15 protein-coding genes are annotated in these 20,981 nt (G+C 72.6%); 14 read left to right on the top strand and 1 reads right to left on the bottom strand.

Going from position 1 to position 20,981, the window contains the following annotated elements:
• The 12 genes from ACT1U9_RS20655 (at position 1) to ACT1U9_RS20600 (ending at position 15,990) form a co-directional block, all read left to right on the top strand.
• Positions 1-1,344: an ABC transporter substrate-binding protein gene (locus tag ACT1U9_RS20655; RefSeq protein WP_444534169.1), complete on the top strand. Its 1,344-nt coding sequence runs from the start codon at positions 1-3 to the stop codon at positions 1,342-1,344.
• Positions 1,345-1,362: 18 nt separating this feature from the next.
• Positions 1,363-2,304: a carbohydrate ABC transporter permease gene (locus ACT1U9_RS20650; protein ID WP_444534168.1), complete on the top strand. Its 942-nt coding sequence runs from the start codon at positions 1,363-1,365 to the stop codon at positions 2,302-2,304.
• A gap of 1 nt (position 2,305) precedes the next feature.
• Positions 2,306-3,202, top strand: coding sequence for a carbohydrate ABC transporter permease (locus ACT1U9_RS20645; protein WP_444534167.1), 897 nt, complete (start codon positions 2,306-2,308; stop codon positions 3,200-3,202).
• An 8-nt stretch (positions 3,203-3,210) separates the two neighbouring features.
• Positions 3,211-4,476 (top strand): 6-phospho-beta-glucosidase, encoded by a 1,266-nt coding sequence (locus ACT1U9_RS20640; RefSeq protein WP_444534166.1) that lies wholly within the window; start codon positions 3,211-3,213, stop codon positions 4,474-4,476.
• A complete protein-coding gene (locus ACT1U9_RS20635; protein ID WP_444534165.1) occupies positions 4,473-5,447 on the top strand; it encodes an N-acetylglucosamine kinase in 975 nt (324 codons plus the stop codon). Before ACT1U9_RS20640 ends, ACT1U9_RS20635 begins: the two co-directional genes overlap by 4 nt.
• A 213-nt stretch (positions 5,448-5,660) precedes the next feature.
• Complete coding sequence (locus tag ACT1U9_RS20630) at positions 5,661-7,058, top strand: hypothetical protein (protein ID WP_444534164.1); 1,398 nt, start codon at positions 5,661-5,663, stop codon at positions 7,056-7,058.
• A gap of 61 nt (positions 7,059-7,119) precedes the next feature.
• Positions 7,120-8,097, top strand: a complete 978-nt coding sequence (locus tag ACT1U9_RS20625; RefSeq protein WP_444534163.1) for a glutamate ABC transporter substrate-binding protein — start codon at positions 7,120-7,122, stop codon at positions 8,095-8,097.
• 59 nt (positions 8,098-8,156) lie between these two features.
• On the top strand, positions 8,157-9,485 hold the full coding sequence (locus ACT1U9_RS20620) for a hypothetical protein (protein WP_444534162.1): 1,329 nt from the start codon (positions 8,157-8,159) through the stop codon (positions 9,483-9,485).
• Entirely contained in the window at positions 9,482-12,115 is a 2,634-nt protein-coding gene (locus ACT1U9_RS20615; protein ID WP_444534161.1) for a tetratricopeptide repeat protein, read from the top strand. The genes ACT1U9_RS20620 and ACT1U9_RS20615 overlap by 4 nt, the downstream gene beginning before the upstream one ends.
• A gap of 3 nt (positions 12,116-12,118) precedes the next feature.
• Positions 12,119-13,375 carry a PP2C family serine/threonine-protein phosphatase gene (locus ACT1U9_RS20610; RefSeq protein WP_444534160.1) on the top strand — a complete coding sequence of 419 codons (1,257 nt, stop codon included), beginning with the start codon at positions 12,119-12,121 and terminating at the stop codon, positions 13,373-13,375.
• A 64-nt stretch (positions 13,376-13,439) separates the two neighbouring features.
• A complete protein-coding gene (locus tag ACT1U9_RS20605) occupies positions 13,440-14,798 on the top strand; it encodes a vWA domain-containing protein (RefSeq protein WP_444534159.1) in 1,359 nt (452 codons plus the stop codon).
• A gap of 85 nt (positions 14,799-14,883) precedes the next feature.
• On the top strand, positions 14,884-15,990 hold the full coding sequence (locus ACT1U9_RS20600) for an FHA domain-containing protein (protein WP_444534158.1): 1,107 nt from the start codon (positions 14,884-14,886) through the stop codon (positions 15,988-15,990).
• 6 nt (positions 15,991-15,996) lie between these two features.
• Here the strand turns inward: ACT1U9_RS20600 and ACT1U9_RS20595 are convergent, their stop codons facing one another.
• Positions 15,997-16,965 carry a methyltransferase domain-containing protein gene (locus ACT1U9_RS20595; RefSeq protein WP_444534157.1) on the bottom strand — a complete coding sequence of 323 codons (969 nt, stop codon included), beginning with the start codon at positions 16,963-16,965 and terminating at the stop codon, positions 15,997-15,999.
• A gap of 86 nt (positions 16,966-17,051) precedes the next feature.
• On the opposite strand from ACT1U9_RS20595, the gene ACT1U9_RS20590 reads away from it, so the two are divergent.
• Both ACT1U9_RS20590 and ACT1U9_RS20585 read left to right on the top strand, forming a co-directional pair.
• Complete coding sequence (locus ACT1U9_RS20590) at positions 17,052-17,456, top strand: globin (RefSeq protein WP_444534156.1); 405 nt, start codon at positions 17,052-17,054, stop codon at positions 17,454-17,456.
• Between the two features lie 218 nt (positions 17,457-17,674).
• Positions 17,675-20,974, top strand: coding sequence for an FtsX-like permease family protein (locus ACT1U9_RS20585; protein ID WP_444534155.1), 3,300 nt, complete (start codon positions 17,675-17,677; stop codon positions 20,972-20,974).
• Positions 20,975-20,981: the final 7 nt, after the last annotated feature.

Below are 20,981 nucleotides of genomic sequence, written 5' to 3'. Positions count from 1 at the left end.
ATGTCCGCAATCCGCCGGAACCGGAAGGCGGCCGCCGCGCTCGCCGCGTCCGCCTCCATCGCCCTGTTCGCGTCCGCCTGTACGGGCCAGAGCACCTCCTCCGCCAAGGACGACCCGTCCAAGGAGACGACGATCACCTTCTGGCACGGGTGGAGCGCCCCCGACGAGGTCAAGGCGATCCAGGCGGACGTGGACGCCTTCGAGAAGGCGCACCCCAACATCCATGTGAAGGTCGTCGGCAACATCAACGACGACAAGATCAACCAGGCGCTGCGCGCGGGCGGTTCCAGCGCGCCGGACGTGGTCTCCTCGTTCACCACCAACAACGTCGGCAAGTTCTGCTCGTCGCACGCCTTCGTCGATCTCAACGCCTTCCTCAAGAAGGACAGGATCGACCCCGCCAAGACGTTCCCCAAGGCGATGAACGAGTACACCCAGTTCGAGGGCAAGCGCTGCACACTGCCGCTGCTCGGCGACGCGTACGCGCTCTACTACAACAAGGACGCCTTCAAGGCGGCCGGGATCGCCGAACCGCCCAAGACCTGGAGCGAGTTCGCCAAGGACGCCAAGCTGCTGACGAAGCCCAAGGGCGACTCGTACGAGCAGCTGGGCTTCATGCCGACCTACCACGGCTACGAGTCGACGACCGAGCACTACCTCGCGCAGTGGTCGCCCACGTACTTCGACTCCAGCGGCAAGTCGAACATCGCCAAGGACCCGGCCTTCGCCAAGCAGCTCGCCTTCCAGAAGCAGCTGGTGGACGACCTGGGCGGGTTCCAGAAGCTGGAGAGGTTCCGGACCGGCTTCGGCGACGAGTTCGGCGCCAAGCACCCCTTCCACCTGGGCCAGGTCGCCATGCAGATGGACGGCGAGTGGCGCCTGGCGATGGCCGAGGAGGCCAAGCCGAAGTTCGAGATCGGCGTCGCCCCGCTGCCCGTGCCGGACGACCAGGCGGCCACGGCCGGCAAGGGCTATGTCACCGGCACCATCGTCGGCATCCCCGCCACCTCCGCCAAGCAGAACGCCGCGTGGGAGCTGGTCAAGTTCATGGCCACCAATACGGACGCGGTGGTGAACTTCGCCAACGCCATCCACAACGTGCCGTCCACCCTGGACGCGCTGAAGTCGCCGAACCTGAAGTACGACCCGCGCTTCAAGACGTTCCTGGACATCGCGCAGAACCCGGACTCGACGACCACCCCCGCCTCCGTCAACGGCGGCCAGTACCTGCTCTCCCTGCAGAACCTCGGCTACGACGTCGAGAAGGGCAAGCAGAGCGACATCAAGGCCGGTCTGGAGAGCACCGCCCGGGAGATCGACTCCGCGATCGCCCAGGCGAAGTAAGCGGGACCGGTCGATCCCATGAGTACGTACACCCTGCGCGCCAAGCGCCGCCGGGCCGCGCTGCGGACCCTGGCCTTCATGTCGCCGTGGCTGATCGGCTTCGGCGTCTTCTTCGCCTACCCGCTCCTCTCCACGGTCTACTTCTCCTTCACCGACTACGACGGCTTCGCGGCCCCCTCCTTCACGGGCCTGAAGAACTGGTCGTACGTCTTCAACGACTACCCGCTGTTCTGGCCCGCGCTGCGCAACACGCTGTGGCTGGTGCTCGTGATGGTCACCTGCCGGGTCGTCTTCGGCCTGGGCATCGGCATGCTCGTCACCAAGATCAAGACGGGTGTCGGGGTCTTCCGGACGCTGTTCTATCTGCCGTACCTCGCGCCCCCGGTCGCCGCCACGCTCGGCTTCGTCTTCCTGCTCAACCCCGGTACGGGACCGGTCAACTCGGTCCTGACCGGCCTCGGCGTCCCCGCGCCCGACTGGTTCACCGACCCCGCCTGGTCCAAGCCCGCGCTCACCATGCTGGCGGTGTGGGGGGTGGGCGACCTGATGGTCATCTTCATGGCCGCGCTGCTCGACGTACCGAAGGAGCAGTACGAGGCCGCCGAGCTCGACGGGGCCTCGGCCTGGCAGCGGTTCCGGTTCGTGACGCTCCCGAACATCTCGCCCATCGTGATGTTCGCGGTGGTGACCGGGATCATCCAGACCATGCAGTACTACACCCAGCCGCTGGTGGCCGGGAAGGTCGCCTCCGGGATCATCGGCAACTCCGGGCAGCAGTTCGAGCCCGGTTACCCGGACAAGTCGACGCTGACCCTGCCCCAACTGGTGTACAACCTGGGCTTCCAGCGCTTCGAGTACGGCTCCGCGTGCGTGGTCGCGCTGGTGCTCTTCGCCCTCTCCATGGCCTTCACCGCCCTGCTGATGCGGCGCCGCGGCGGACTGATCCAGGCAGGTGACTGACATGGCGACGACCGATCTGGCCCACCCGCCGACGACGGCGTCCGCCGACACCCCGGCGGCCCGGGTGGCCCGCCGCAAGGCGGTCCTGCAGTGGATCGCGGTGCACGCGCTGGGCGTGGCGGCGGCCCTCTTCTTCGTGCTGCCGTTCGTCTTCCTCGTCCTCACCTCGCTGATGGACGACCAGCAGACGCTGACCCGCGACCTGATCCCACACCACTGGGAGTGGTCCAACTACAAGAAGGTCTTCGACACCCCGGGCTTTCTGACCTGGTGGCGCAACACCCTGCTCTACGCGGGACTCGGCACGGTGCTGACCGTGGTGTCGTCCCTGCCGGTGGCGTACGCGCTCGCCAAGTTCCGCTTCCGGGGCCGCAATCTGTCGATGATGCTGGTCATCTCGATGATGATGCTGCCGCCGCAGGTCATCATCATTCCGATGTACCTGTTCTGGGCGAAGCAGCTCGACCTGTCGGGCACGCTGTGGCCGCTGATCGTCCCGATGGCGTTCGGCGACGCGTTCTCCATCTTCCTGCTGCGCCAGTTCCTGCTGACCATCCCCAACGAGTACCTGGACGCGGCGAAGGTCGACGGCTGCGGGGAGCTGCGGACACTGCTGCGGGTGGTGGTGCCGATGGCCAAGCCCGGCATCGCCGCCGTCGCGCTCTTCCAGTTCTTCTACGCCTGGAACGACTACTTCGGACCGCAGATCTACGCCTCGGAGAACCCGGGCGCCTGGACCCTGTCGTACGGCCTTGAGTCCTTCAAGGGCGCGCACCACACCGACTGGAACCTGACCATGGCCGCGACCGTTCTGGTCATGGCCCCTGTCATCCTCGTCTTCTTCTTCGCCCAGAAGGCGTTCGTCGAGGGTGTCACACTGACCGGAGTGAAGGGCTGACGTCTGTTATGAAGCTCGCAGTTGTAGGGGGCGGATCCACCTACACCCCCGAACTCGTCGACGGCTTCGCGCGGTTGCGGGACACGCTGGCGATCAGTGAGCTGGTCCTGGTGGACCCGGCGGCCGACCGCCTGGAGCTGGTCGGCGGCCTCGCCCGGCGCATCTTCGCCCGGCAGGACCATCCCGGGAAGATCACCACGACCTCCGATCTGGACGCGGGCGTGCAGGGCGCCGACGCGGTGCTGCTCCAGCTGCGCGTCGGCGGCCAGGCGGCCCGCGAGCAGGACGAGACCTGGCCGCTGGAGTGCGGCTGCGTGGGGCAGGAGACGACGGGCGCGGGCGGGCTCGCCAAGGCGCTGCGGACCGTTCCGGTGGTCCTGGACATCGCCGAGCGGGTGCGGCGCGCCAACCCGGACGCCTGGATCATCGACTTCACCAACCCGGTGGGCATCGTCACGCGCGCGCTGCTCCAGGCCGGGCACAAGGCCGTCGGGCTCTGCAACGTCGCCATCGGCTTCCAGCGCAAGTTCGCGGCGCTGCTCGATGTCGCGCCGGGCGAGGTGCATCTGGACCACGTGGGCCTCAACCACCTCACCTGGGAGCTGGGCGTACGCCTCGGCGGCCCCGGGGGCGAGAACGTGCTGCCGAGGCTGCTCGCCGAGCACGGCGACGCGGTCGCGGACGACCTGCGCCTGCCCCGCACGCTCCTGGACCGCCTCGGCGTCGTCCCCTCGTACTATCTGCGCTACTTCTACGCCCACGACGCGGTGGTGCGCGAGCTCGCCACCAAGCCGTCGCGGGCGGCCGAAGTGGCGGCCATGGAGCGGCAGTTGCTGGACATGTACGCGGACCCGGCGCTCGACGAGAAGCCGGAGCTGCTGGCCAAGCGCGGCGGCGCCTTCTACTCGGAGGCGGCCGTCGACCTCGCGGCCTCGCTGCTGGGCAACGGCGGCAGCCCGGTGCAGGTCGTCAACACGTACAACAACGGCACCCTGCCGTTCCTCGCCGACGACGCGGTGATCGAGGTGCAGGCGCGGGTCGACAAGGACGGACCGGTGCCGCTGGCCGTGCCCGGGCTCGACCCGCTGTACGCGGGGCTCATCGCCAACGTCACCGCGTACGAGGACCTGGCGCTCGAAGCCGCGCTGCGCGGCGGGCGCGACCGGGTCTTCCGGGCGCTGCTCGCGCATCCGCTGGTGGGCCAGTACGACTACGCCGAGGGCCTGACCGACCGGCTCCTCGCGCACAACCGGGAGCACCTTTCGTGGGTATGAGTGTGCTGGCGATCGACGCCGGCAACAGCAAGACCGACGTCGCCCTGATCGGCCCGGACGGCACCGTCCTGGGCACGGCCCGGGGCGGCGGGTTCCGTCCCCCGGCCGTGGGGGTGAAGGCGGCGGTGGACACCTTGGCGCAGGCGGTCGAGGCGGCCTGGGAGGACGCCGGGCACAGCGGCCCGGTCGCCGTCGACCATGTGTCGGCGTGCCTGGCCAACGCCGATCTGCCGGTCGAGGAGCGGGAGTTGGCCGAGGCCCTGACCGACCGGAGCTGGGGCGGGAGCGTGCAGGTGTACAACGACACCTTCGCGATCCTGCGGGCCGGACTGCCGCGCGGGGCCGAGCCGCGCGGGGTGGCGGTGGTGTGCGGGGCGGGCATCAACTGCGTCGGGATGACGCCGGACGGCCGCACCGCCCGCTTCCCCGCGATCGGCAAGCTCTCCGGCGACTGGGGCGGCGGCGGGGGTCTGGCGGAGGAGGCGTTGTGGTTCGCCGCGCGCGCCGAGGACGGGCGGGGCGAGCCCACCGCGCTGGCCCGCGCGCTGCCCGCGCACTTCCGACTGCCTTCCATGTACGCCCTGATCGAGGCGCTGCACCTGGAGCGCGTACCGGCCGCGCGCAGGCATGAGCTCGCGCCGGTCCTGTTCGCGGTCGCGGCGGCCGGTGACCGCATCGCGCGGGCGCTGGTGGACCGGCAGGCCGAGGAGATCGTCGCGCTCGCGGTGGTGGCCCTGGACCGCCTCGGCCTGCTCGACGAGGAGACCCCGGTCCTGCTCGGCGGCAGCGTGCTCGCCGCGCGCCATCCCCAACTGGACGACGGCGTACGGGAGTTGCTGGCGGCCCGCGCCCCGAAGGCGGTGCCGCTGGTCGTCGCGGCGTCGCCGGTGCTCGGGGCGGGGCTGCTGGGGCTCGATGTCATCGGCGCCGGGGAGGAAGTGCTCGAACGGCTGCGTCGGCAGTACGTCTAGGTGTACGAAGCCCCCTTATCCGTACGCCCAGAAGGGAACCGAATGGGTGCCATCGGCGTATACATGAGGGGGAAGTATGCGGTGGGGAACGGGATGGCGGAGAGGGACAGGGGCGGGGCGGGCGGGTAACAAGATCAGGTCAGCCCTTGTGTCGTGGCCGGTCCCTGCGTCCATACTGCTGACCAGGCACTGGGTGACCGAGGGGGAGGTCTAGTGGCACACCCGCCGAACACGCGCGCACCTGACGAGGCGTCGGCGACGGCACGGACATCGGCACCGGCGTATCCCGCGCAGCCTCCCGCCCCGCGCCGGGGCGGCTGGGCCGAGGCGCGCGAGCGGCTGCGGGCGGCCGCGACCACGGAACCGGGCCGCCTGTGGATCGTCGGGACGGTCGTGGCGCTGCTCGTCGTGGCGTTCGGCGCGGTCACCGCCTGGGAGGTCACCGACCGGGCGGCCGCGGCCGACGACGTGGTGAGCCGCAGCCAGCCGCTGAGCGCGGACGCGGCCTCCATCTACCGCTCGCTCGCCGACGCGGACACCGCCGCCGCCAGCGGCTTCCTCGCGGGCGCGAAGGAGCCGCACGACGTGCGCCTCCGGTACGAGGCGGACATCGCCACCGCGTCCAAGCTGCTCGTCAAGGCCGCCGCCAACACCACGGGTTCGTCCGGCTCCGCCCAGTCCATCGCCCAGCTCAACGAGCAACTGCCGGTCTACAACGGGCTGATAGAGCAGGCCCGCGCCAACAACCGGCAGGGCTTCCCGGTCGGCGGCGCCTATCTGCGCTACGCCAACGAGAAGATGACCAACGACCTGCTGCCCGCCGCCCACACGCTGTACGCGGCGGAGACCGGGCGGCTCTACGACGACTACGACCAGGCGGAGACCTGGCCGTACGCGGCGCTCGCGGTCGGCGTGCTCGCGCTCGGCGGGCTCTTCTGGGCCCAGCGGCGCAACTATCTCCGGACGAACCGGGTCTTCAACCAGGGGCTGCTCGCGGCCAGCGCCGCCTCGGTGGTCGTCCTGCTGTGGCTGGTCGCGGCGCACGCGGTGGCCTCCAGTGACCTCTCGACCTCGCGCTCGCACGGCCAGGAGTCGCTGAAGGTGCTCAACGACGCCCGGATCAACTCGCTGCAGGCCCGTGCCAACGAGAACCTGACGCTGGTGGCGCGCGGGGCCGTCCTCACCGCGGACGGCAAGGACAAGTACGACGCTGATTACAAGGCGGAGATGAAGAACCTCGTGGCCCAGCTCGGCTCGGCCGACAAGCTCGCCGACGACAGCTCGGGGCGCACCCCGGTCTCGGACGCGCAGAGCAGCGTCACCGAGTGGCAGCAGCGGCACGCCACGGCGCGTACGACCGACGACAGCGGCGACTACGACGGCGCGCTGAAGCAGGTCATCGGCGAGACCGGCTCCACCGGCCAGTCCTTCGACCGGGTCGACGCGGCCCTGGAGAAGGCGATCGGCCATGAGCAGAGCGAGTTCACCCGGGCCGCCTCGGACGGCAAGGGCGCGCTGACCGGGCTTCCGCTGGGCGCGGCCGTCCTCGCGGTGCTCGGCGCCGCGGCGGCCGGTGTCGGCGTCAGCCGCAGGCTCGCGGAGTACAGGTGAGCACCGTGGGGTACAGGGGAACACCGGCCCGAGCGGCACAGCGGTCCTGGGAGGAGGCGCGATGAACAGGAACGGCAGGCTCCGCGGGTGGGGCGGCGTCGGCGGGATGGCCCTGGCCTGTGCCGCCGCCGCTTCGCTGCTCGTTCCGCTGTCGCGGCACGGGGCGGGCGAGGACAGCACGCACGTCGGCGGGTCCGGTGTGGCGCAGGGCGTCCAGGCGAAGGCCGACACCTGCAAGGACCCCGAGGCCAGCCTGCCCGCGTCGAGCGCCGACGGGCCGAGCATCGCGGAGATCAAGAAGCGCGGAAAGCTGGTCGCGGGCGTCGACCAGAACAGCTTCCGCTGGGGCTACCGCAACCCGAACACCGGGGAGCTGGAGGGCTTCGACATCGATCTGGTGCGGGCGATCGCCAAGAACATCCTGGGCGACCCGGACGCGGTCATCTACCGCGCCATCCCCACCAGTCAGCGCATCCCGGCGCTCCAGAACAAGCAGGTCGACGTCGTCGTACGGACGATGACCATCACCTGCAAGCGGATCGGCCAGGTCGCCTTCTCCTCGGCGTACTTCACGGTCGGCCAGCAGGTGCTCGCGCCCAAGGAGTCGCCGATCACGGGCTTCAACTCCACGCTGAACGGCAAGAAGGTCTGCGTGGCGAGCGGCTCGACCGCGTTCGACGCCCTGGAGAAGGAGTCGAACGGCGCCGTCTACAAGAACCAGACCGTGCCCAACCAGCTGGACTGCCTGGTGCGCCTGCAGCTGGGCCTCGCCGACGCGGTGGTCACGGACAGCGCGCTCGCCGCGAGCCAGGCCGCGCAGGACCCGACGGTCCAGCTCAAGGGCGTCCCGCTGGCCCCGGAGTACTACGGAGTGGCCACCAACCTGGACAGCACGGACCTCGTCCGGCGGATCAACCAGGTCCTGGTGGACTACCGCAACGGCGGCGAGGGCAGTCCCTGGATGACGGCGTACCGCAAGTGGCTCGCCGCCGACCTGCCCGGCATCACCGGGCCACCCGAGCCCAAGTACCGTTCGTAGCAACCGGATCGGCACCGGTGTCGTACCAGCGCGGTGAACGCGGAGCAGAGAGGTGATCGATGGGCGCGGGATCCTTCCCCGGCTCCTCCTCGGGGAGGCCCGCCCGGCCGGTGCTCGACCGGGACGAGGTGGACCGGGCGCTGTCCCGGCTCGACGCCGAGCACGAGGCGATCGAGACCTCGCTGCTCGCGCTCCAGGACCACGCGGGCAGACGGCTGCTCGAAGGCGCCGAGCTGACCGGGGTCACCCGGGAGCGCTGGGCGGCGGCCGAGCAGTCGATCTCCTTGCTGTGGACGTACTTCGACGCGTACAAGGCGGCCGTGGACGCGGCGCGTGAGCTGCGCGAGCGGCGCCGCTGGCCGTCCCGCGAGGATCTGCTCGACCTCACCGAGCGGCTGCTCGGCGAGTCCGTGACGGTCGCCGGATCGGCGCAGGCCGCGGCCTCGATCACCGGCCCGGCCCGGCTCACCGAGTCGTTCACGCTGGAGAAGCTGGTCGGCCGGATGAACGAGCTGTACGCGAGCTCGCTCGACCTGGTGGTCGCGGCCGACGCGGTGTGGTCGGCGCTGCCGGCCCGGATAGACCTGCTCGCGGCCGAGCTGCACCGCACCCGGAGTCTGGCGCACTCGGTGGGCGTGCGCCCCGGGGAGCATCCGTCGGGCGACGACCTGGAGTCGATCACCGAGGAGCTGACGGTGCTGCGCGCCCAGGTGGTCTCGGACCCGCTGGCGTTCTGGCTGTCCGCGCCCGGCAGTTCGGCGCCGGGGGGCGGGCGCCCGGACACCGAGCGCTACGACCGGGCCGCCCGCGCCCTCGACGAGGTGCGCCGGGAGATCGAAGCCGTTCTGACGGTGCGCCAGGATGCCGAGATGCGGCTCGTACGGCTGCGGGACGTGCTCTCGCGCGCGGACCGTACGCTCACCGAGGCGCGGTCCGCGCGCGGCGAGGTACTGGCGAAGATCGCCGCGTCCGAGGTGCCCGCGGTGAGCGGGCCGCCGACCGCGCTCCAGGAGCGCCTGGTGGCCGCCGCCGAGTACCGCAGACACGCGCAGTGGCACCGGCTCTCGCCGCTGCTGGAATCGCTTGAGCGGGAGGCCGAGGACGAACTGCTGCGCGCCCGCGAGTCGTTGACGGCCGTCACCGCGCCGCTGGCGGTCCGCGCGGAGCTGCGCGGCAGGCTGGACGCGTACAAGGCGAAGGTCGCCCGGCACGGCATGGCCGAGGACCCGCTGCTCATCGAGCGGTACGACGCGGCGCGCCGGATGCTGTGGTCCGCCCCCTGCGATCTGCGCGTGGCCGAGCAGGCGGTGCTGCGCTACCAGCAGGCCGCCGCCGACGTGCTGGTGCCGAGGCAGAGCGGACCCGTTGACCAGAGGGGGGAATCATGAGCGAGCAGAAGAAGTGCCAGCGCCCCGGTTGCGAGGGTGCGTACGAGGACATGGGCGGCGGTGAGCTGTACTGCGACACCTGCGGCCTGGCGCCGGTCGTGTCGGTGAACGGAACGCTGAACTCGCCGGCGACCGGGATCACCGGCGGCAGGGTGAAGGAAAGCGGCTCCTCGTCGGCCCGCTCGGCGGGCTCCTCGCGCTCGTCGCAGGCGTCCTCGCGGTCCTCGACGTCCCGGCGCTCGGTCTCCGGGCGCCTGTCGCGCTCGCTGACCGGCGGGTCCGGCAGCTCGCGTTCGGTCTCGGTGCGCAGCTCGGGCTCGGCGACCGGCAGTTCGGGGCGCAGCAGACTCGGCGCCGGGCTCGTCAGCGTGCCCGGGGTGCCCCGCCCCGACCCGGCGAAGGCCGTGATGGAGCACCCGGAGGTCCCCGAGCGGAAGCGATTCTGCTCGAAGTCGGACTGCGGGGCGCCGGTCGGCCGCTCGCGCGGTGAACGGGCCGGGCGCACCGAGGGGTTCTGCACCAAGTGCGGCCACCCTTACTCGTTCGTGCCCAAGCTCCACGAGGGCGACATCGTGCACGGCCAGTACGAGGTGGTGGGCTGTCTGGCGCACGGCGGCCTCGGCTGGGTCTACCTCGCCGTCGACCGCGCGGTCTCCAACCGCTGGGTGGTCCTCAAGGGCCTGCTCGACACCGGCGACCAGGACGCGATGGCGGCCGCGATCTCCGAGCGCCGCTTCCTCGCCGAGATCGAGCACTCCAACATCGTCCGCATCTACAACTTCGTGGAACACCTCGACCAGTCCACCGGCTCCCTGGACGGCTACATCGTCATGGAGTACGTGGGCGGCAAGTCGCTCAAGGAGATCGCCAACGAGCGGCGCGGCACCGACGGCAGGCGCGACCCGCTCCCGGTCGAGCAGGCGTGCGCGTACGGGATCGAGGCCCTGGAGGCGCTCGGCCATCTGCACAGCCGCAATCTGCTCTACTGCGACTTCAAGGTCGACAACGCGATCCAGACCGAGGACCAGCTGAAGCTGATCGACATGGGCGCGGTGCGCCGGATGGACGACGACGAGTCGGCCATCTACGGCACGGTGGGCTACCAGGCCCCCGAGGTCGCCGAGTCCGGCCCGTCGGTCGCCTCCGACCTGTACACGGTGGCCCGTACGCTCGCCGTCCTCACCTTCGACTTCCAGGGCTACACCAACGTCTTCGCGGACAGCCTGCCCGACCCCGACAACATCGAGGTCTTCCGTACGTACGAGTCGTTCTACCGGCTGCTCGTACGGGCCACCGACCCCGACCCGGCGCGCCGGTTCGCCTCCGCGCAGGAGATGGCCGAGCAGCTGACGGGCGTGCTGCGGGAGGTCGTGGCGCTGCAGACCGGCCGCCCGCGCCCGTCGCTGTCGACCCTGTTCGGGACCGAACTGCGCGTCCCGGACACGCAGTTGTTCGCCGAGCTCACCGGGGACGTGTCGGCGCTCGGCGCCCGCGCGGTGCCCCCGAGCCGCCTCGGCCGCAAGCGCGCGAACGGCTCCCCGGCGGCGGTCACCGCCACCCCCGCCACCGCGCTGCCCCCTTCGACGGCCCCGGCCGCCCCCGCGACCCGCACCGCCACCGCCGTCGTCCCCGCGCCCCGCGTGGGCGGCAGTTCCGACCCGTACGGCACGGGCGCGGGCGGAGACGCCCAGCTCAGGGCGCTCGACGCGGGCGCGACCTCACTGGCGCTGCCGGTGCCGCACGTGGACCCGAACGACCCCAACGCGGGGTTCCTCGCCGGGCTGATGGCGGCCGCGCCCGCCGAGCTGATCGCCGCGCTGCGGGCCGCGCCCGCGGGCTCCGTGGAGAAGCGGCTGCGCGAGCTGCGGGCCCGGCTCGACATGGGCGAACTGGTCTCCGCCGCCAAGGGCCTTGAGTCCCTGGAGCACGACCACCCCGACGACTGGCGGGTGGTCTGGTACCGGGGCGTCGCCTCGCTGGTCTCCGGCGACCACGAGAACGCCGCGCTCTCCTTCGACGCGGTCTACGACGCCTTCCCCGGCGAGCCCGCGCCCAAGCTGGCGCTCGGCGTGTGCGCGGAGGTGCTGGGCCAGCTGGACAACGCGGCCGAGTACTACCGGCTCGTGTGGACCACCGACCCGAGCTATGTCAGCGCCGCGTTCGGCCTGGCCCGGGTGCAGCTGGCGGCGGGCGACCGCACGGCCGCCGTGCGCACCCTGGAGTCGGTGCCGGAGGCGTCGATCCACTACACGGCGGCGCGGGTCGCGGCCGTACGGGCGCGGCTGCGGCGGCGCTCCCCGGGCGAGCCGCTCCTGGACGACCTGCGGGCGGCGGCGGGCCAGGTGGACGCGCTGCAGAAGCTGGGTCTGGACGCGGTGCGCCGTGAGCGGCTTGCCACCGAGGTCCTGGGCACGGCGCTCGACTGGGTACTCTCCGGGAGCCGGGGCGCCCAGAGCCCGGGCGGGCCGTCCGCCGGGGCCATACTGCTGGGCAGCGAGCTGGACGAGCGGGGCCTGCGGTTCGGCCTGGAGCGTTCGTACCGGGTGCTCGCCCGGCTCGCCGCCGGCGGCGACGAGCGGATCGAACTGGTGGAGCGGGCCAACCGTTTCCGCCCCCGGACGTGGGTGTGATTGATGGCGCAGATGCATCGGCCGGCGGCCGGGTCGACGTGCCCCGACTGCGGGGAGCCGCAGGAGTCGGGCGACCTGTTCTGCGGGCGCTGCGGGTACGACCTGTCGGCGGAGCCCGTGGCGGGCCCGGCCGTGGACAACCCGACCGTGGTCCTGGGCAGCCCGGTGACGGGCGAGGCCTGGCCCGCCGGGCGTGCGGCGGAGGGCCCGGACGCCACCGGCTCCGCGCCGCCCTCGGGCGTACGGACCGAGGCCGAGCCCGAGGAGTACCCGCTGCCCGCGCCGGACCCCCGTGCCGCCGACCCCGAGCCGGCCACCCATGTCACGGCGCCCGTCAAGGTCTGTGTGGCCTGCCGGGCCGGGCGGGTCGACGCGGACGGCTACTGCGAGAACTGCGGGCACGCCCAGCCGCGCGAGCGCGACCACATGGAGCTGGAGCTGAGCGCGGTGGCGGCGGTCAGCGACCGCGGGCTTCGCCACCACCGCAACGAGGACTCCTTCGCCCTGTCCACGACCTCGCTGCCGGACGGCTCGCCCGCCGTCGTCGCGATCGTCTGCGACGGCGTCTCCTCGGCGACCCGCCCCGACGACGCCTCGGCCGCGGCCGCGGCGCGCGCCAACGACACGCTGCTGCACGCCCTGCCGCAGGGAACCCATCCCCAGCAGGCGATGCACGAGGCGATCGTGGCCGCCGCCGAGGCGGTCAACTCCCTCGCCACCGAGCCCCACCGGGCCATGGAGCACGACTCGCACCGCCATGAGAACGCGCCCGCCTGCACCTTGGTCGGCGCGATCGCGGCGGGCGGCCTTCTGGTGGTCGGCTGGGTCGGCGACAGCCGGGCGTACTGGGTGCCCGACGACCGTACGACCCCGCCCGCCCGGCTCACCGAGGACGACTCCTGGGCCGCGCAGATGGTCGCGGCGGGCCTGATGAGCGAGGCCGACGCGTACGCGGACGAGCGGGCGCACGCGATCACGGGCTGGCTCGGCGCCGACGCGTACGAACTGGACCCGCACACCGCCTCGTTCAAACCGGACCGCTCCGGTGTGGTCGTGGTCTGCACGGATGGGCTGTGGAACTACGCGGAGGGCGCCGAGGAGATGGCCGGAGCCGTGCCGCCGGACGCCGCCGAACGGCCGCTGCACAGCGCCCAGGTGCTGGTCGGCCACGCCCTCGACGGCGGCGGCCACGACAACGTAACAGTGGCGGTCCTGCCGTTCACGGTGCCGTCCGCAGGGGCAGGATCCGCCTACAACTAGGCCTTCGTACCGGTTTCCACCACACTTCTCTCTTCAGGCCCAGAAGCCTCAAGGAGCCTTTCAGATGGCCAACTTCTCCAAGTCCATGGCGCCCCGGTTCTCCGTCGAGGTCTACCAGAACGAGTACCTGCCGGAGGGCGGCCGCGAGGTCAACGCGATCGTCACCGTGACGTCCACCGGCGGGGGCACGGTCGGTGGCGCCCCGCTGGCCGGGGCCGCGCTGTCGCCCTCGTACATACCGGGCCAGGCGCCCAGCGCCGCCGTGGTGATCATGGTCGACTGCTCGGGTTCGATGGACTACCCGCCGACGAAGATGCGCAACGCACGCGACGCGACGGCGGCCGCGATCGACACCCTGCGCGACGGCGTGGCCTTCGCCGTGGTGGCCGGAACCCATCAGGCCAAGGAGGTCTACCCGGGCAACGGCCGCCTCGCCACCGCCGATTCGGCGACCCGTTCGCAGGCCAAGGAGGCGCTGCGCCGGCTGAGCGCGGGCGGCGGCACCGCCATCGGCACCTGGCTGAAGCTGGCCGACCGGCTGCTGAATGACGCCGACGTACCGATCCGGCACGGCATCCTGCTCACCGACGGCCGCAACGAACACGAGTCGCCGCAGGACCTCCAGGCCGCCCTCGACGCCTGCGCCGGGCGGTTCACCTGCGACGCCCGAGGGGTGGGGACCGACTGGGAGGTCAAGGAGGTCACCCAGATCGCCTCGGCGCTGCTCGGCACCGCCGACATCGTCGCCGACCCCTCGGGCCTGGCCGCCGACTTCACGCGGATGATGGAGACCGCGATGGGCAAGGAGGTCGCGGACGTGGCGCTGCGGCTGTGGACCCCGGTCGGCGTGGAGATCAAGTTCGTGAAGCAAGTGGCGCCCACCGTGGCGGACTTGACGGACCGGCGCACCGAGGCGGGCCCGCGCGCCGGGGACTACCCGACCGGCTCATGGGGCGACGAGTCCCGCGACTACCACGTGTGCGTACAGGTTCCGGAGGCCGGAATCGGCCAGGAAATGCTGGCCGCGCGCGTCTCGCTGATCCTCCCCGACCCTGCGGGCGGTACGCCGCAGACGCTCTCGCAGGGTCTGGTGCGGGCGGTGTGGACCGAGGACATGGCCGCGTCCACCGCCATCAACCCCCAGGTCGCCCACTACACGGGTCAGGCCGAACTGGCGCAAGTCATCCAACAGGGTCTCGATGCCCGCAAGTCGGGCGATATCGACGGCGCGACCGCCAAGCTCGGCCGGGCCGTCCAGCTCGCCGCGGCCTCGGGGAACGCGGATACGGCGAAGCTGCTTGCGAAGGTGGTGGACGTCGTCGACGAGGCGACGGGTACTGTGCGACTCAAGGCGAAGGTCGCGGAGGCGGACGAGATGACTCTCGAAACCCGTTCCACCAAGACCGTTCGCGTCAAGAAATAGGACCGCGTCCAGCGGTACGAGCAGCAGCGATACCACTTGAGTGGCCTGGCCCACGGGCCGGACGAGGAGAGGGGGAAGCGACTCCATGCCGACCTGCCCGAACGGACACCAGTCGGGTTCCGACGACTGGTGCGAGGTCTGCGGCCATCGCATGGGCGCCGTGCCGCCGCCTCCCCCGCCCCCGCCGCCCGCGTTCCGGCAGGGGCCGCCGCCCCCGCCCGGCGGCGGCTACGGCTACCCCGGCCCCGAGGCACCCACGGCGCCTGCGGAGCTGTGCCCGCAGTGCCGCACGCCCCGGGAGGGCAACACGCCCTTCTGCGAGGAGTGCCGCTGGAACTTCCTCACCCAGACGGCGACCTCGTACACGCCGCTGGCGCCTAACCCGTCGCCGAGCCCCGGCCCGGCCCTGAACCTGCCGCCGGGCTTCCAGTCGCCGCCGCCCCAGCAGCAGCGCGACCCGTACGAGTACCAGAGCTCGCGGCCCTCGCAGGTCAACCGGCCCGCCGAGCCGATCGGCGGCGACCCCTCGCGCCAGCAGGGCCCGCCGTCGTTCCGGCAGGGGCCGCCCCCGCCGCCGAGCGTGGACACCGCGCAGCAGCAGCCGCCCGCCTTCCAGCAGGGACCGCCGCCGCCCCCGCCGGTGTTCCAGCAGGCCGGGCCGCCCGCGCCCCCGGCGTTCCAGCAGCCGCCGCAGCAGCAGGCCGAGGCCGACGACTGGCTGATCCCGCCGCCCGCGCAGGTACCGGCGCCGCCGCAGCAGCAGTTCCAGGCCCCGCCGGCCGCGCCGGTGAACTGGACGGTGACGGTCGGCCCGGACCGCGACTACTTCATGGCGATGATGCAGCGCAGCGGCCCGGAGGCCGCGGGCCTGAACCTGCCCGCTTACTCGCCGGAGCAGCAGCGTCCGCTCACCGGCAACCAGCTCACCATCGGCCGCCGCCGCCACTCCACGGGTGAGGCCCCGGACATCGACCTGGCCGTGCCGCCGGAGGACCCCGGCGTCTCGCACCAGCACGCGGTCCTGGTCCAGCAACCGGACGGCAGCTGGGCGGTCGTCGACCAGAACTCGACGAACGGCACCACGATCAACGGCGCCGAGGAACCGATCCAGCCATACGTCCCGGTCCCGCTCCAGGACGGCGACCGGGTCCACCTCGGCGCCTGGACGACGCTGACGGTACGCAGGGGCTGACGGGTTTCAGGCCGCGTCCCGCAGGGGCCACGTATAAGGCCCCTGCGGGTCGTCCAGCCACGCCCACTGCCGCCCCTCGCTGACCGTCACGCCGAAGCGCTCCCGGCGCGGGCGCCCCTCGCGCCGCCACAGCTCGTACGCCTCGTACGGATTCAGGCTCTCCTCGGTCAGCGCCAGCAGGAAGCGGAACAGCTCGCTCTCCAGGCCGGGGTGCGGCAGCCCGCCCGCGTACGGGACATCGCGCTCGGGGCCGGGGGCCACGCCCCGCAAGGGGACGAAGTACGCGGGGGTGTGCAGGAAGCGGCCCTGCGCGTACCCGGCGTCGTACACCGTCAGCAGGATCAGACCGGTGGCCAGCGGGGCCTCGATCAGCGCGCCCGGGGCGCACTGCGCCAGCCAGCCGGACGGCACCCACGGCAGGGTGCAGGTCGCGATGATCTTGTCGAAGGGCGCCCGGGACGGACAGCCGCGCGCCCCGTCGCCGGTCACCACCGCCGGGTGGAAGCCCGCGGCGGCCAGATGCGTACGGGCCGACTCGGTGATCTCCGGTTCGAGGTCGACCGTGGTGACCAGGTCTTCGCCGAGGCGATGGCAGAGCAGCGCCGCGTTGTAGCCGGTCCCGGCGCCGATCTCCAGGACCGCGTCCCCGTCCCGGATCGCGAGCACCTCCAGCATCCGCGCCATCAGCGAGGGCTGGCTGCTGGAGGAGAGCAGCTCCCCGTCCCGCACCCGGGTGGCCAGCGGCATGTCGGTGTAGACCCCGTCCAGCCAGCGATCGCGCCGGGCCGGGTCGGGGTCGGCGCCCCACAGCCGCTCGTAGCCGCCGGGGCGGCCGACGAAGTAGTAGGGCACGAACAGATCGCGGGGCACCTCCTCGAAGGCGGCCCGCCAGGCCGGGTCGGCGAGCGCGCCCCCGGCCACGATCTCCCTGACCAGGGCGGCCCGCGCCACGGTCGGGTCCCGGTGTGCGCCCATATGTCCACTGTGCTGCGTACGGGGCCGGGAGGCGAGTGGTCCTAGGCCCCGGGTCCTCGGCCGGGGCATCTGCGACCATGGACTACGTGAATGAGATTCCGCGCGGCACGCTTCAGGAGCAGACCTTCTACGAGCAGGTCGGCGGCGAGGAGACCTTCCGGCGCCTGGTCCACCGCTTCTACCAGGGCGTCGCCGAGGACCCGCTGCTGCGGCCGATGTACCCGGAGGGCGATCTGGGCCCGGCCGAGGAGCGGCTCGTGCTGTTCCTCATCCAGTACTGGGGCGGCCCGCGCACCTACAGCGACCACCGCGGTCACCCCCGGCTGCGGATGCGGCACGCGCCGTTCACCGTCGACCGGGCCGCGCACGACGCCTGGCTGACCCATATGCGCGAGGCCGTCGACGAGCTGGGGCTCTCCGAGGAGCACGAGACGACGCTCTGGAACTATCTGACGTACGCGGCCGCGTCGATGGTCAACACGGCCGAATAGCGACGGTCAACGCCGCCGCTTTAAGCGGAAGTTGATGTTCCATCCGGTCGGCCACCGGAATGCGGCAATCCGCGACCGCATTCCGGTCACGATCGGATGAAGGTCGCCCCCGCTCGGCCCGCAAGCGGTTTCCACGGACCCGTGCCCTCTGAAAGCATCGTCGCCTGTCAGCACAACTGGACAGGCGTTCGGGGGAACGAGGGGTCTGGGGGGCGTAGGTGGCGGGATTCGTGTTCTTGCGGGTGCGCGCGCACCGGCTGCTGCTCGCCGCCGCACTGCTCGCGGTCCTGCTCACCACCTCGGTGCTCGCCGCCCTGACCGCGTTCTCCGGCTCCATCGGCGACGCCGCCCTGCGTCACACCCTCCAGACCCGCTCGGCTATACCCGCATCCCTCACGGTCAAGGCGAACGTCGCGGAGCGCAACCGACAGGCCGCCGACACCGCCGTACGCGAAGGAGCGGCCCGGACCTTCGACGGACTCCCGGTCACCACACGGAAGTTGACCCAGTCCGGGCCCTACGCCCTGCCGCGCTCGCTCCAGCCGCCGGGCGCCCGCAAGGGCGACCCCGACCTCACGCTCTTCGCCGCCGTCGACCGCACCCGGGTCCGGCTCACCGGCGGCAGCTGGCCGGCCGCGCCCACCGCGCGCGGAGAGGTCCAGGCGGCCCTGCCCGAGACCGCCGCCGCCCAGCTGGGCCTGCGCACCTGGCCCGTCACGCTGCCTCTCACCGACCGGCTCGGCGGCCCGCCGGTCAAGGCCGTGGTCACCGGCGTCTACCGGCCGGTCGACGCCACCGAGGCGTACTGGCAACTGGACGACCTCGGCGGCCGGGGCACGCGCAAGGTCAACTTCACCACGTACGGGCCACTGCTCACCGATCCCGCAGCGCTCACCGGCAGCCGGGTGAGCGCGGGCCAGACCTCCTGGATCGCCTCCGCCGACTTCGCCACCCTGACCACCGGCCGCATCCACGCCCTGCGCGCGGCGGCCACCGAAGGCCCCAAGTCCCTGGTGAACGCCGGGGTGTTCGCGGGCGACGCGGCCGCCTCCACCGGTCTGCCCGACGTACTCGACCGGGCCGAGCGCTCCCTGCTCGTCTCGCGCTCGACGCTGCTGATCGTGGCCCTGCAACTGATGATGCTCGCGGGGTACGCGCTGCTGCTCGTGGCCCGGCTGCTGAGCAGCGAGCGCACCGGCGAGAGCGCACTGCTGCGGGCACGCGGCGGATCGCGCGGCCGTCTGCTCACCCTCTCCGCCATCGAGGCGCTGCTGCTCGCCGCCCCGGCCGCGCTCTGCGCCCCGCTGCTTTCCGGCCCGCTGACCCGGCTGCTCGCCGGGCACGGCCCGCTGGCCCGGATCGGGCTGCGCCTGGACACGGGGACGACCGGCACGGTGTGGCTGGTGGCGGTCCTGGTCGCGCTGGGGTGCGCGGGGGCCGTGGTGGCCCCGGCCCTGTCGGCCGGGCGCACCACCCGTCCCGGCCGGGCGGGCACGCTGCCCGCGTCCGTGCGCGCCGGGGCCGACATCGGGCTCCTGGTGATCGCCGGGGTCGCCTACTGGCAGCTGGACCGACAGACCTCCGGAACGGGAGCGCTCAGCGGCGACAGCAAGGGCAACCTCGGCATCGACCCGCTGCTCGTGGCCGCGCCCGCGCTCGCCCTGCTCGCCGGGACCGTACTGACCCTGCGGCTGCTCCCGCCCGCCGCGCGCCTGGCCGAGCGCCGGGCGGCGGGCGGCCGGGGGCTTCCGGCGGCGCTGGCGGGCTGGCAGCTCAGCCGCCGCCCCCTCCGCGGCGCCGGCCCGGTGCTGCTGCTCGTCCTCGCGGTCGCCATGGGCATGCTGGCGCTCGGCCAGTCCGCCTCCTGGGACCGCTCGCAGAACGACCAGGCCGACTTCCGGGCGGGCACCTCGGTACGCGTCTCCGGGGCGAGCACCCCCACCATGGGCCAGGCCGGTTCGTACGACGGCCTGCCGGGCGTACGGGCGGTGGCCCCGGCCGCGCGCTCGTCGGTGGAGCTCTCCGACAACCGCTCCGGCACCGTGCTCGCCCTCGACACCGCACACGCCGACGGCCTGCTGCTCCGCGACGACCTGGGCTCCAGGCCCGAGCTCCTGCGCGAGCTCGCCCCGCCCCGCGCACCCCGCGTCGGCGCGCTGCTCCCGGCGGACACCGCCGAGCTCGTCCTCGCGCTGCGCCTGGGCGCCGAGGACGCGTCCGGCAAACCGTCGACGGGCCACACCTCCGTCGACGTGACAGCCATCGTGGAGGACCGTTTCGGCGTGCAGTACAGCATCCCGGCCGGATCCCTGGCGCCCGACGGACGCCCGGCCGAGCACCGGATCTCCCTGGACGCCGCGGCGGGCGCGCCGGTGGGCCGCCCGGCCGCACCGCTCGCGCTCACGGAGCTCGACCTGGACTTCACCGAACCGCTCGACCAGGCCGAGCGGCACCGCTTCACTCTCGACGCGCTGAGCGGCGTCTCCCGCGACGACCGCACCACCCCGGTCGCGCTGCCCACCGCCGACCGCTGGCAGGCCGAGTCGACGGAGTTCGTCGGGTCCCCGGCCAACTCCCAGCTGGTCCCGGCCACCCAAGGGCAGGCGCTCACCGTGCCGTACACGACGGGCGTCGCCACGCAGCTCTCCAACACCTGGGCCACGCTTCCGACCCGTACGGTACGGATCAGCGCCGCCCGGCCGAAGCCGCCGGAGCTGACTGCGGTGGCCGGTGACCGGTTCCTCACCGCCAGCGGGACGAAGGTCGGGCAGAGCGTGACGGTCCAGCTCGCCGGGCAGACCGTACGCGCGAAGGTCGTCGACCGGGTGCGCGATGTCCCGACGACCGGGCCGGGCGCGGGCGGCTCCGCCGAGCACGACGGCGGCGCGCTCCTGCTCGATCTGCGCGCGGTCAACGAACTGCTCGCCGCCGACTCCTCCACCAGCCTCGCGCCGACCGAGTGGTGGCTCACGACCGCCCCGGGCGAGGCGGCCCGTACGGCGGCGGCGCTGCGGGCCCGGCCCGACATCGACCCGCAGCAGGTCGTGGTCCGCGCCGAGGTGGCCGAGCAGCTGCGCGACGACCCGCTGGGCGCGGGCCCGCAGGCCGCGCTCGCCGCCGCGTCCCTGGTGGCGGCGGCCCTCGCGGCGGTCGGCTTCGCGGTGAGCGCGGTGGGCTCGCTGCGCGAACGCGGCGCCGAGTTCGCGGTGCTGCGGGCGCTCGGTGCCCCGCGCCGCCAGCTGGCCCGGCTGATCGCGGCCGAGCAGGGGGTGCTGATCGCGCTCGCCCTGCTGGTCGGGCTCGCCCTCGGGGAAGTGCTGACCAGAGCCGTGGTGCCGCTGATCGTGCTGACCGAACAGGCCACCCGGCCGGTGCCGAAGGTGCTGGTGCAACTGCCCGCCGGACAGCTCGCCCTACTGCTCGCCGGGGTCGCCGCCGTACCGCTCATGATCGTGGCGGCGCTGGCGCTGCGGCGGACCGACCCGGCGGTGTCGCTGCGTCATCAGGGGGACGACTGAGATGCAG

This window comes from Streptomyces sp. BR1 (assembly GCF_052373795.1).
Lineage (GTDB): Bacteria > Actinomycetota > Actinomycetes > Streptomycetales > Streptomycetaceae > Streptomyces.
Note: the sequence above shows the minus strand (reverse complement) of the source record. Positions and strands in the feature narration are given on the sequence as shown.

What these genes read in the sequence shown, in the direction of transcription:
- ACT1U9_RS20645 (WP_444534167.1), top strand. Translation starts at nt 2,306, where the DNA reads ATGGCGACGACCGATCTGGCCCACCCGCCGACGACGGCGTCCGCCGAC.
- ACT1U9_RS20610 (WP_444534160.1), top strand. Translation starts at nt 12,119, where the DNA reads ATGGCGCAGATGCATCGGCCGGCGGCCGGGTCGACGTGCCCCGACTGC.
- ACT1U9_RS20655 (WP_444534169.1), top strand. Translation starts at nt 1, where the DNA reads ATGTCCGCAATCCGCCGGAACCGGAAGGCGGCCGCCGCGCTCGCCGCG.
- ACT1U9_RS20595 (WP_444534157.1), bottom strand. Translation starts at nt 16,965, where the DNA reads ATGGGCGCACACCGGGACCCGACCGTGGCGCGGGCCGCCCTGGTCAGG.
- ACT1U9_RS20605 (WP_444534159.1), top strand. Translation starts at nt 13,440, where the DNA reads ATGGCCAACTTCTCCAAGTCCATGGCGCCCCGGTTCTCCGTCGAGGTC.
- ACT1U9_RS20625 (WP_444534163.1), top strand. Translation starts at nt 7,120, where the DNA reads ATGAACAGGAACGGCAGGCTCCGCGGGTGGGGCGGCGTCGGCGGGATG.
- ACT1U9_RS20615 (WP_444534161.1), top strand. Translation starts at nt 9,482, where the DNA reads ATGAGCGAGCAGAAGAAGTGCCAGCGCCCCGGTTGCGAGGGTGCGTAC.
- ACT1U9_RS20650 (WP_444534168.1), top strand. Translation starts at nt 1,363, where the DNA reads ATGAGTACGTACACCCTGCGCGCCAAGCGCCGCCGGGCCGCGCTGCGG.
- ACT1U9_RS20600 (WP_444534158.1), top strand. Translation starts at nt 14,884, where the DNA reads ATGCCGACCTGCCCGAACGGACACCAGTCGGGTTCCGACGACTGGTGC.
- ACT1U9_RS20635 (WP_444534165.1), top strand. Translation starts at nt 4,473, where the DNA reads ATGAGTGTGCTGGCGATCGACGCCGGCAACAGCAAGACCGACGTCGCC.
- ACT1U9_RS20620 (WP_444534162.1), top strand. Translation starts at nt 8,157, where the DNA reads ATGGGCGCGGGATCCTTCCCCGGCTCCTCCTCGGGGAGGCCCGCCCGG.
- ACT1U9_RS20640 (WP_444534166.1), top strand. Translation starts at nt 3,211, where the DNA reads ATGAAGCTCGCAGTTGTAGGGGGCGGATCCACCTACACCCCCGAACTC.